A 12,507-nucleotide genomic window follows, 5' to 3' on the forward strand; every position below is an offset into this window, starting at 1 on the left:
GTTTGGGTTGCTTTACCTGGTCTTGGGTCTCTTTGGGAGTTTTATGAAAAGCGGCTTGGTGCAGCGTCGAGGCTGAATTTGAGGGCTGTCGCGAGGTGACGAGACTCACCGCTTTAAGACCTCTGGTGGGCTGCTCTACGGTCGACCCACCAAAGGTATCCCAATTGTGGGGATTGGTAGAGCACTGGCTGCAAAATCTCACTTTCCATTCTTGATGTAAGGAATGAACACGCTCTGGGTTGTCGCTAGTTCTGAAACGGTATCTAACACCTATCGGCGTTGGATGCTAGAAGAGCCATTGGGGAAGACGACGGTTGAGGTGGTTCATACGATCGCGGCTGATACGACCTCTCCTCTCTGGGATTTAATTATTCTGGATGCTGGCGTCGGTGCGGACTCCACGCAGCCGGTGCGGCAATCTTTGTTGCAAGCAGATGTGCCGGTGTTGGTGGTGGCGGCTCCGCACGAAGAGGCGATCGCTCTAGAGCTGCTCCGTCAAGGTGCTCAGGACTACATTATTGACCTGTCTGAGCAGTCTTACGACGGTTTGGTTTACAAGGCTCAGCAGTTGACTGCCGCCCAAGCGCCTCCTACCCGAGCCGAGAGGTCGCCGTCAATGCCGCTGGCTGAACATGTCAGGGATCAGCCAGTGTCGGCTGTCGTGGCGGATATCGCCGCAGTTGCAGCGACCTCACTCCAGCTTTTACAAATCGGTTTGGAGGCTGACCAGATTCGCCTGGTGCGGGGTGGACTGGGTGCCCCTGGTGAGGTGATTGCCGCCGCTCAGCCAACAACATCTGGTGTCTCGCTCGGTCAGCTAGCGAGCTATTTTGACGGTCAGCTCCACGAGACTGATGCACCCTCAAAATCCACTGATGCCTCAGATGCCGCTTTGCTCGTTGTGCCGATTTACCAAAGCGGTGTGTTTTGGGGAGCGTGGGTGGTGGAGCAGTGGTCACGATCGCGATCGTGGCAATCGCAAGACCTCGCACTATTGCAACTGGCGGCGCAGCAGATTGCCCAATGGCTACAAAGCCAAGAGTTGGCGCAGCAAGCACACCGGGAAAGAGCCCGCCATAACGATGCGATCGCTGCCCTGGCTGACACCACAGAAATGTATGCCAGTATCTTGCGGAATATCTCTGATGCCGTTTTCATCACCGATCACGCGGGCAAATTTACCTTTATTTGTCCGAATGTGGCCACCATTTTTGGCTACAACCAAGCCGATGTCGTGGCGATGGGCTCTATCGACCAGCTCTTGGGAGACGATCTCTGTGAACCCAGTGAGCTGCAAGCCCGTCAAGAATTGACGAATCTGGAATGCCGAATCAATGACCAATCTGGTCGGACCCATGACTTATTGATCAATGTGAAGCGGGTGGATATTGGTCAGGGCAGCCGGCTGTATACCTGCCGCGATGTGAGCGATCGCAAGCAGGCCGAGACACAACTGCACCAAAGCGAAACGGACTATCGCCGCTTAGTCGACAACATCCCGGCAGGGGTAGTAGTGCATGACGGCAACACTGAGATTCTGACCTGCAATCACCGCGCTTCAGAATTATTGGAACTTAGCCTGGCGCAAATGCAAGGTAAAACGAGCCTTGATCCAGCCTGGTCTTTTTTACAGGAAGACGGTACGCCGCTCTCGCCCGCCGATTTTCCGGTAAATCGTGTGGTGGCAACTGGCCAACCCTTGGAAAATTGGGTCATTGGGGTCAATCGTCCAGTCAGCCAAACGCAGATCTGGGCCTTGGTCAATGCCTATCCCACCTTTAAGCGCGATCGCACCCTCGATCAAATCATTGTGGTGTTTGTCGAGATCACCGCTCAGAAACAAGCCCAAATTGCCTTGGCGGCGAGTGAACGGCGCTATGCCTCCCTAGCGCAAGCGGCCCCGGTCGGCATCTTCCGCACCGACTCTGAGGGCCACTGTGTTTATGTGAACGATCGCTGGTCTGACATTGCCGGCATGACTCTAGCGCAAGCCCAAGGCTTTGGCTGGGTCGAGGGTTTGCATCCTGAGGATCGCGATGCCATCACGGCGGAATGGTACGACGCCGCGCAAAATAACCGGCCCTTTAGCCTGGAATATCGCTTTTTGAGCCCGGCTCAGGAAACCACTTGGGTCTATGGTCAGGCCGTGGCCGAGACTGATATTGAAGGGCAGATCACAGGCTACATTGGCACTGTAACGGATATTACTGAGCGTCACCAAGCCGAGGCTCAGCTCAAGGCCAGTGAAGAGCGCTATCGCCTGCTGTTTAACATTGCCAACGATCTCATCTTGATGCACCCATTGGGCACTCCTGAGCAGCCGGGGCAGCGCTTCATTCATGTGAATGCCATGGCCTGTGAACGGCTGGGGTATACCCAGGCAGAATTGCAGCAGCTAACCCCACTGGACCTCATCCCCCCTGGGGAAATGGACGAAGTCCCCGCCGAGCTCGATATTCTCACTACGAATGGACAACTGCTCTTTGAGAAAACGCTGATTGCTAAGGACGGGCGGCACATTCCGGTGGAATTGCATGCCCATGTTTTTGAATGGGATGGCCAACCGATGGTGCTATCCATCGCTCGAGACATCAGCGAACGCAAAGTGGTGCAAGATCAACTAAAAGCTCGGGAACGTCTGTTTAGAGCGACCTTTGATCAATCGGCGGTGGCCATGGCCATGGAGTTTATCGATGGTCATTTCGTCCGCGTCAATCAAAAAATGTGTGACCTGCTAGGTTACACCGAAGCCGAACTCTTAGAATTGCACGCGGCTCATCTGCGCCATCCTGACTATCGCGCAGCGGCACTCAACATCACCGAACAGCTGTTGGCTGGCGAAGTGAGTCTTTGGCAAGGTGATGAACAATTCCTCAACAAAGCTGGCCAGCCAGTCTGGATCAATACCTGCATCAGCTTGATTCGAGACACTGATGGCCGACCTGACTATTTCCTCAGCGTGATGCAGGATGTGGGCGATCGCATCCAAGCCCACGCGGCCTTGCAAGCCAGTGAAGTTTTATTCCGCAATACTTTTGAGCAGGCTGCAGTCGGCGTGGCCCATGTGTCTCCTACAGGGAACTTTGTGCGGTTAAACCAGCGATTTTGCGACATCCTCGGGTATCCCCACGATGAACTCATTGGCCTCACCTTCCAAGACATTACCCATCCTGATGACCTGACCGTCGACCTCAAACAGGTACAAAATTTGCTGTCAGGGGCTGCCAACACCTACAGCCTGGAAAAACGCTATATCCATCAAACTGGCAGTATTGTCTGGGTGAATCTCACCGTGGCCCTGGTCAGAAATGCGGAGGCGGCTCCCGATTACTTCATTGCCGTGGTGCAAGACATCAGTGCGCTCAAAGCGACCGAAGAGCGCCTCTCGCTCGCTCTGAGTTCAGCGAATCAGGGCATCTATGATCTCAATCTCAAAACGGATGAGGCGATCGTCGGTCGTGAGTATGCGTTGATGCTGGGCTACGACCCCGACCACTTTGCCGAAACCGTGACCTCTTGGCGCCAGCGAGTTCACCCGGAGGATCAAGCCGCTGTCAAAGCTGCTTACCAAGCTTATGCCGAGGGCCAAACCCCCAACTATCGAGTCGAGTTTAGAATGCTCACTTGCCAACACACCTGGAAGTGGGTGCTGTCGGTCGGCAAATTTGTCGATTGGGATGTTGACGGTAACCCGACGCGACTGTTGGGCACCCACACTGATATTGACGATCGCAAGCAGGCTGAACTGGAACTGCAAGCGCTGAACCAAACCTTAGAACATCGGGTGCTGAGGCGGACGCAAGATCTCACGGCGGTCAACCGCCAACTCAAAACCCAAGCGGCAGCGTTGCACCAAGCCAACCAACTGCTGCAAACCGTGATGGATAGCATTCCGCAGCGGATTTTTTGGACAGACCGAAACTCCATTTTGCTCGGCTGCAACCGGCAATTTGCCGCCGATCGCGGACTCACAGTTGAAGCGGCGATCGGTCGCAACAATCATGAGGTTTCAGCCACGCCAGAAGAAGCCGACTTGTTTGATGTGGGCGATCGCCAGGTCATGGAATCGGGGGAACCCAATTTGCATGTTCAAGAAACCTGGCGTCGGGCCGATGGGGTCTTACTCCATCTCGACACCAGCAAAGTGCCTCTCCGCAATGAAGCTGGGGAAGTGATTGGCCTGTTGGGCTGCTATGAAGACATCACGCAGCGCAAAGTGATGGAAAACCGGATTCAACAACAGCTGCAAAAAGAGCGGTTGTTGTCGTCGCTGCAGCAACAAATGCGCGAAACCCTTGACCTGCAAGAAATTTTGGATCTCACGGTGCAGCAGGTGCAGCAGTTACTCAAGATCCATCGAGTGCTGATTTACCAGATTGATGAACATCGCCAGGGCCAAGTGATGGCTGAGGCGACTGGTTGTGAATGTTTTCCGGTCAGTTTGCAAGGGGCGACCAATCATCTGACGATTTCGGAGGCTTGTTATCGCCAGTATTTGCCTGGTAAAGCCCAGGCCATCGCTGATATGCGCCAGGAAGATGTGTCTGAGTGCATGCAACTTTTAACGCAACAGACTCCCGGTGTGGTGGGTGAAATCATGGTGCCCATCGTGGAGCATGGCGGTCATCGAGTTTGGGGGCTGCTCATTGGCCATCAATGTGAACGGCCCCGCCAATGGCAACGGTGGGAACGTCAGTTTTTGGAGCAGCTCAGCAGTCACTTAGCGATCGCCATTCACCAAATTTGCCTGTACGAGCAGCTTCAGGCCGAACTCCAGCAGCGGCAACAAATTGAAAAATCATTGCGGGCCAGCGAAGCCCGTCTCCAGTTAGTCACCGACTCGGTTAACGGCTGTATTGCTTATGTGGATGCTGAGCAGCGCTATCAGTTCATCAACCACACCTTTGAAGCTTGGTTTGGCTGGGAAAAGGCCAATATTATCGGACGCACCGTCAAATCGATTATTGGCGCTGCCGCTTACGACGCCACGCGCAATTATATTACGCGGGCTTTAGCAGGCGAACCTGTTACCTATGAAGCGGCCCTGCCTTATCAACGCGGTGGGGTGCGCCATGTCATCGCTTCGCTGGTGCCAGAAATTGATGAGCAGCGGCAGGTGCATGGCTATTACGTGCTGATTACGGATATTAGCGATCGCAAAGCCGCTGAACTGGCTTTACAAGAGAGTCGCCACTTTATTGAGCAAATTGCGAACGCCTCACCTAATGCGATTTACCTCTACGACTTGATCGAACAGCGCAATCTATATGTGAATCGGGAAATTGGAGCCATGTTGGGCTACAGCCCCGATGAGATTCAAGCGATGGGGGCACAGCTACTCTCCCGCCTGATGCACCCCGACGATTGGCGACGCTATCAAGCCTATTGTCAGCAACTCATGGGTGCCCAAGATGGCGAAGTGCTGGAATTTGAATACCGCATGCGCCATCAAGAGGGCAATTGGCACTGGCTCAATAGTCGTGACAGCATCTTTGCGCGCAATGAGCAGGGCCAGGCGACGCAGATTATTGGTTCGGCCCAAGACATTACCGATCGCAAGCAGGCCGAAGCGCTGATTCAAGCCCAGGCCAAGCGAGAAAAACTGTTGCGAGAGATTACCCAGCGGATTCGGAGCACTTTAGAGCTCGCGACGATTTTTACCACCGCTTGTGATGAGATTCGCCAAGCGTTGCAGTGCGATCGCGTGGGGGTTTTTCAATTTGATCCCGCTGCCGGCTACACCGTTGGCGAGTTTGTCGCCGAGTCGACGGGGGCTGATATGGCCTCCACCCTGCACGTCACCATCGAAGAGCCCTGCTTTGCCGAAGCATACGCCGAGCAATATCGTCGAGGCCGTTACTTCATTGCCAATAATATTTACGAGGCGGATATCTCCAACTGTCATGCTGGCATTTTAGAGCTGTTCCAGATTCATGCCTGTATGGTGATGCCGCTGCTGGAAGGCGAGGCCCTGTGGGGGCTACTCTGCATTCATGAATGCCAGGCCCCCCGCGACTGGCAAACAGCGGAAATTGATCTTGTGCATCAACTCGCTGCGCAAATTGCGATCGCACTCCGGCAGGCCAAATTCTACACGCAGACCCAGGCCGAACTCAGCGTGCGCAAACAGGCAGAACGCCAAATTGCCCGCCAATTGCGAGAACAACAAACCCTCGCCGCAATTACGCAGATTACCCGAGAATCCCTCAACGTCGCTGACATTCTGGAAAGCATTGCCGCTCAGGTGAAAGAAATCCTCAACGGTGATCGGGTCATTATTTTCCGGCTATTTGACGATGGCCGCACCCGCATTATTGAAGAGGCCGTCGGGCCGGACTTGCCCCAGCTTAAAGATCAGCAATGGAACGATGAAGTCTGGTCACAAGATATTTTAGAACGCTACTGGCGGGGCGAACCGCGTCAGGTACCCGATGTGATGGATGACATCTGGACTGAGTGCTTGCAAGCGTATGCTCAGTCAGGGCAAATTCGCTCGAAGCTGGTGGCCCCCATCTTGCAGCACGATGCCGCAGTGGAAATGAACCGTTGGACTTGCCCAGAGACGCATACCAAAATTTGGGGGCTGTTGGTCGTTCATGCTTGTGTGGCCCCACGGCAGTGGAAAGACTCAGAGGCGCGGCTGTTACAGCAAATTGCCGACCAGTTAGCGATCGCGATGCGCCAAGCTGGGTTGTTCGAACGGTTGCAGACCGAACTGCAAGAGCGCCAACATGCCCAAAACTTGCTCACCGAACGCAACCAACAGCTCGCCACCTCGAATGAGCAGTTGGCCCATGCCACTCGGATGAAAGACGAGTTTTTGGCGAATGTCAGTCACGAAATTCGCACCCCCATGAATGCCATTATCGGCATGACTCAACTCACTTTAGAAACGTCACTCACAGCCCGGCAGCGCAACTATCTCACCAAAATTGACAAATCAGCGACGACTTTGCTGCATATCATCAACGACATTCTCGACTTTTCTAAGATTGAAGCCGACAAGCTCGAACTAGAGGTCGTGCCGTTTGCCTTGGATGAAGTGCTCAGCAACCTGGCTGATGTCATTGGGGTGCAAGCGAGTCATCAAGGGCTCGAACTGCTCTTCCACGTGGCTCTGGATACGCCGTTACAGTTGGTGGGGGATCCGTTCCGACTTGGTCAAATTTTGTTGAACTTGGTGTCAAATGCGATCAAGTTTACGGCGCAGGGCCATGTCTTGGTGGCAGTGAGGGTTGAGCAGGCCAATGAGACGTCGTGCCGACTGCGGTTTGCCGTGACCGATACCGGCATTGGCCTGAGTGCCGCACAACAGGCCAAATTGTTCCAAGCGTTTGCCCAGGGCGATGCCTCCACGACGCGCAAGTTTGGCGGCACCGGGCTAGGGCTCGTGATTTCTCAACGCTTGGCTCACCTCATGCAGGGAGAAATTGGCTTGGAAAGCACCCTCGGCCAGGGCAGTACCTTTTGGCTGACGGCGACGTTCCAACTGGCGACGGCATGCCCGAATGCTCTCTTGACCCAGTGTGAACTCCCCACCGCACTGCAGGGAATCCGGGTGTTGGCGGTGGATGATAACGCTGCTGCACGCACAATCTTTCACGAAGTGCTGTCAAGCTTCCAGTTTGAGCCGACCGTGGTGGCGACGGCGGCTGAAGCGATCGCCGCGATCGCCGCGGCTGAAACTGCACAGCAGCCCTTTGAGGTGGTGATTGTGGACTATGTCATGCCCGATATTGACGGCATTGCCCTGATTCAGCAAATCCATCGGACGTATCCAACTGCTATTGGTCCGGCCATTTTGCTCGTGACCGCTCATCGGCAGCGGGTGGTGCAAGAGTCTGCCCAGGCCGCCGGCATTAACCACCTGCTCTATAAACCTTTGCAACCGTCTCAACTGTTGGAGGCCATTGTCGAAGCAGTGCTCCCAGGTCAGGCCACCGTTACGGTGCCAGCGGTGCCGTCGCTGGCGCTGCCGTCTCCGGGGGCGTTAGCCCAGGTGCGGGTGCTCTTGGTCGAAGATCACGAAATCAACCAAGAACTGGCCCTGGAATTTTTGACCCAGGCGGGGGCGATCGCGACCGTGGTGGATCATGGCCGGGCTGCTATTGAGGCCCTGCAACAAGCCCCCTTTGATGTGGTGCTGATGGATTGCCAAATGCCCGTGATGGATGGCTATGAAGCCACGCGCCATATTCGTGCCCTGCCGGGGGCCGTCAGCCAGGTGCCGATCATCGCCATGACGGCCAACGCCATGCAGGGCGATCGCCAAAAATGTCTCGCGATCGGCATGAATGATTACCTGGCCAAACCGATCGTGAAAGCGGAAATGTATGCCGCAATTCAGCGGTGGGTACCCTCAGAACAGGTTCCCTCATCACGGTCAACCCGTTCTATGCATGCCCTTCCCATCTCCCCAGTTCCTGCTGCTTTTACCCACCTCAACTCTTTTAATATCGAGCAGGGCTTGCAATACGTTGGCGAAAATCTAGACCTTTATATCAAACTGCTCCAGCAATTTCTGAGCAAAAATCAAACTTTTGTCGAGCAGTTTCAACAGCATATTGACCAAGAAGATTATGTGACAGCGACCCGGTTAGTCCATAACCTCAAAAGTACGGCGGCTACTTTAGGGTGTGCGGCCCTCAAAAATCCCGCCCAAACGCTTGAACAGTCCCTGCTCCAACATCCGCAAAACTATGATGCCGATAGCTTCACTGCAGTAGTCGATATTCTAGCCACGGTGCTGAATGAACTCACCACCTGGCAAGCCTCTTACCATCAGCCCCAGCTCCCTGAGGAGACGCTCGATGACCTTGATTGGTCAGTGGTCTTGCAGCAAGTGCAGCAGATGCAAACAGCTTTAGACAGCGATCTCGTCGCCGCCCTTGAGCATCTCAAATATCTTCAAGAAGTCTTACAAAATCATCATTCCACCCGCCAGATTGTGAATACTCTTGCCAGGTCGCTCGACGACTTTGAGATTGACCGGGCCCAGACCACATTACAGACGCTCGCCCAATTTGCGAACTCGCGGATACCGCATGGCTAAATCACCAACTGCCAAAATTCTGATTGTTGATGATCAACCCGAAAACATTCGGGTCCTGATGTCAGCCCTGCAAGATGATTACGCCGTGATCGCTGCCACGAATGGCACTAAGGCCGCTGAGCTCGCCATGAAATCGCCTCAGCCGGACCTGATTTTGCTCGATGTCATGATGCCAGACGTCAGTGGCTATCAACTCTGTGAGCAGCTCAAAAGCGCTGCGGCAACTCACCACATTCCCATCATTTTTGTGACCGCCCTCAGCGAAGCCCATGACGAAGCCAAGGGTTTTGAATATGGGGGGGCTGACTTTATTGTGAAACCGGCTAATCCTGCTGTCGTGCGGGCTCGGGTCAAGAGTCATCTCACCATTCGCCAACTCACTCAGCAACTCCAGGCGATCAATGACTTGCTAGAGCAAAAAGTTGCACAGCGCACCATTGAGCTGAACCAAGCGTTGAATGAAGTCAAGTCGCGCACCCAAGCGCTGCATCGCGCCCTGTATACCCACGCCCTGACCGGCTTACCCAGTCGGGCGTCGTTAATTGCCACCCTGCAGGCACTGTGCGATAAGCCTGCCGCTGAGAAGCGGCCCTTCGTGCTGATGTTGATGAACCTGGTGCGATTTAGTTTGATCAACAATTCCTTAGGCCATGAGATCGGTGATCAGGTCTTAAAGGAAATTGGTCAGCGCTTGAACCAGCTCGTTGCTACCCAAGATGTTTTGTATCAAGTGGGGGGAGATGAATTTTGTATTTTGAGTTTCGCTCCTCAAACTGAAGACGAAATTCTGAAATACGCGAATACCATTAGTGAAACCCTGGGCCAAGTGGTGCATGTAGACGGCTATGAAATTGTTGTTCACGCTTGCGTTGGCATCGTGCAAGGCGACGACCATTACGCAACTTCGACCGAAATTCTCAGAGATGCGGATACTGCCTTACAAAAGGCGAAAGCCGAAGTCATTGACGGACATTACATCTTCCGGGCAGATTTTCACGAGGCGGCGATGCGCCGCTTGGATTTGGAAAGCGCGCTGAATCAGGCCCTGGAGAAAGAAGAATTTGTCCTCTTTTACCAACCGATCATTAATTTAGAGACTCGTCAGGTGGATGGGTTTGAAGCGCTCATTCGTTGGCAGCGCGCAGGGCACGGGCTAGTGCCTCCCAATGTGTTCATTCCTTGTTTAGAAGAAACGGGGTTGATTATTCCGGTGGGGCGCTGGGTGATGCAGACCGCGATTCAGCAATTGGCTCTTTGGCAGCAACAATTTGGTCGATTGACCATGAGTGTGAACTTAGCGGCTCCTCAATTTAGTCACCCCAATTTGCTGCAAGACATTGATGCTGCGGTGGCTTCAGTCTCTTTGCTAGAGGGCACCTTGAAGTTGGAGGTCACCGAAAGCGGGCTGTTAGAAACCCAAGAACGCATTCTGGCCAAATTTAACCAAATTCGCGATCGCGGCATCAGCATTAGCATTGACGACTTTGGCACCGGATATTCTTCCCTCAGCTACTTACAACAATTGCCGGTGGATATTCTCAAAATCGATCGCTGCTTTGTGAAAGATATTACTGAGACTGGCGACAACTCGGAAATTGCGCGGGCGGTCATCTCGATGGGGGCAGCCCTCAACATGAGCATCATTGCTGAAGGCTGTGAAACTGAAACCCAGGTCAACTTTTTGCATCAACTGGGTTGTCAATTTTGTCAGGGTTATTTCTTTAGCAAACCGATGTCGGCCCCCGATGCGACTCAGTGGCTACAGGACACCTATCCAGAATTGGCCTTGAAACGGTAGCTCGGATCAGTTTGTTTGCTCGGCTTTGCACAAACTGACGCCCTCGGGGGATGGCACTAGCGTGCTGCTCGGGATGGATATACCGGAGGACCGGGTGGGCTCGAACGTGCCGTGCGGATCTGCAGCAATTCCTGACGATCCGCGCGACACAGTTACCGACCAGTTTGTTTCCGGTTTCTCTGGCTACTGGGCTGGCAGCGTCAGAGCCGTGTTCAAGACCAAGCTGAGATCCTCATTGGGATTGACGGTGATGACCTCAATTTGGTTGCGCCCCAGAAGACGGGCAATGGTCGCTCCAGTCGCGGTGCCCGCCAAGACTTCGAGGGTCTCGACGCGCTGATCGCCCGTCAGGCCCGCGATCGCTGCCGCCGCCCCAGAACCGATGGCCGCACCCAGCAGGGTTTCACCCAGGCTGGCTCCGCGACTGATGGTTTCGGTCGTGGTGACGATTTGCGAGGTCGCGTTCAGAGGGAAGCGATCGTCCGTTGGCAGCACCAATTCTTGCGCGACAAACTGGGTGCCTGCACCGTTAGGCCGCAGCTCACCGACAATCTGGCTGCCGACAGGAATCAAAATTTCGCCGCTGGAGTTGGTCACGGCTTGGGCCACTTCGAGGGTTAAGTCGGTGGTTTCTTCGGGCAGTACCACGACGGTGTCGCTCTCGGCATAACTCACGCTGAGGACCGTGCCAGCCGGGACGGTGAAGTCATTTACCACGAGGGACTGACCCACGATGTAAGGCGAGTTGACAACCGCGACCTGATTTTGGCTGACCAGTGCCTGGTAGATGAAGGCCGCGACATCGGCCCGGGTCGCAGTTTGGTTGGGGCGCAGCGCTTGCACATCGGGATAGTTGACGACCATGCGCTGCTCAGTGGCGGCGGCAATGCTTGCGACGGCATAGTCGGGAATTTGGGCCGCGTCGCGAAACACTTGCACGCTATTGGTGTTGGTCGCGGTGTAGTTCAACCCATTGGCTAAGGAGACGAGGACTTGAGCCCGAGGAATATTTAGGTTAGGTCGAAACTCGTTGCCCGGATAGCCGGACAAAAAGCCCATCATGTTGGCTTCCCGGATGGCTTCCGTCGCCCAATAGCCAGCGGGCACATCCACAAAAGTCGTGGCCCCGCGTACCGAAGATTGGTTAAACGCCTGGCGCAGCATCGCCGCATATTGCGCCCGAGTGACGGGCTCTTCGGGCCGGAAGGTGCCATCGGGAAAACCGGCGATGATGTCTCTGGCGGCTAACGTGACGATGAATTCTCGCGCCCAATGCCCAGAGGGCACATCACTAAACTGCACTTGCGCTACTTGCGTCTGGGCGACTACGGGCGTTGCGGTCAGCATGGGAGCAACGGTTCCCATTCCCATTCCCAGAGCTAAGAATAAAGCGGTGCCAGATTTCCAACGAGAGACATTTGACATAAAAAACTCCGAACAAGCTTAAAAGATGAGCACAATGATGGGAGATGCGAGCGCGATCGCCCAGATTCCGATGGTATGTCAGCGATGAAATCCCCTAGGACAAGGATGTTGAAGCCAGGGGCGGTTGCCGCGATCGCGGGAGCGTGCATTGAATCAACCTGGGCCGACTTCAGAGGGCATTAGCATGAGCTACCGAGTGATTGGGGGTTAGCGCCATTCCCGAGATACAAGA

At 54.5% G+C, this 12,507-nt stretch carries 3 protein-coding genes; 2 read left to right on the forward strand and 1 reads right to left on the reverse strand.

The genetic code is table 11. From position 1 onward, the window contains the following. The first annotated feature begins 223 nt into the window (after positions 1 to 223). Positions 224 to 9,052, forward strand: a complete 8,829-nt coding sequence (locus DYY88_RS15165; protein WP_039727019.1) for a PAS domain S-box protein — start codon at positions 224 to 226, stop codon at positions 9,050 to 9,052. Next, complete coding sequence (locus DYY88_RS15170; RefSeq protein ID WP_039727021.1) at positions 9,045 to 10,850, forward strand: two-component system response regulator; 1,806 nt, start codon at positions 9,045 to 9,047, stop codon at positions 10,848 to 10,850. Before DYY88_RS15165 ends, DYY88_RS15170 begins: the two co-directional genes overlap by 8 nt. 183 nt (positions 10,851 to 11,033) lie before the next feature. Here DYY88_RS15170 and DYY88_RS15175 read toward each other — a convergent pair whose 3' ends face one another. After that, positions 11,034 to 12,275, reverse strand: a complete 1,242-nt coding sequence (locus DYY88_RS15175) for an S-layer homology domain-containing protein (protein ID WP_039727022.1) — start codon at positions 12,273 to 12,275, stop codon at positions 11,034 to 11,036. Between the last annotated feature and the right edge of the window lie 232 nt (positions 12,276 to 12,507).

Origin of the sequence: Leptolyngbya iicbica LK, from assembly GCF_004212215.1 — a bacterium.
Classification (GTDB): Bacteria; Cyanobacteriota; Cyanobacteriia; order Phormidesmidales; family Phormidesmidaceae; genus Halomicronema; species Halomicronema iicbica.

Bases quoted from the DNA above. Each gene is read 5' to 3' on its own strand.
- DYY88_RS15165 (WP_039727019.1), top strand. From the start codon at position 224: ATGAACACGCTCTGGGTTGTCGCTAGTTCTGAAACGGTATCTAACACC.
- DYY88_RS15170 (WP_039727021.1), top strand. From the start codon at position 9,045: ATGGCTAAATCACCAACTGCCAAAATTCTGATTGTTGATGATCAACCC.
- DYY88_RS15175 (WP_039727022.1), bottom strand. From the start codon at position 12,275: ATGTCAAATGTCTCTCGTTGGAAATCTGGCACCGCTTTATTCTTAGCT.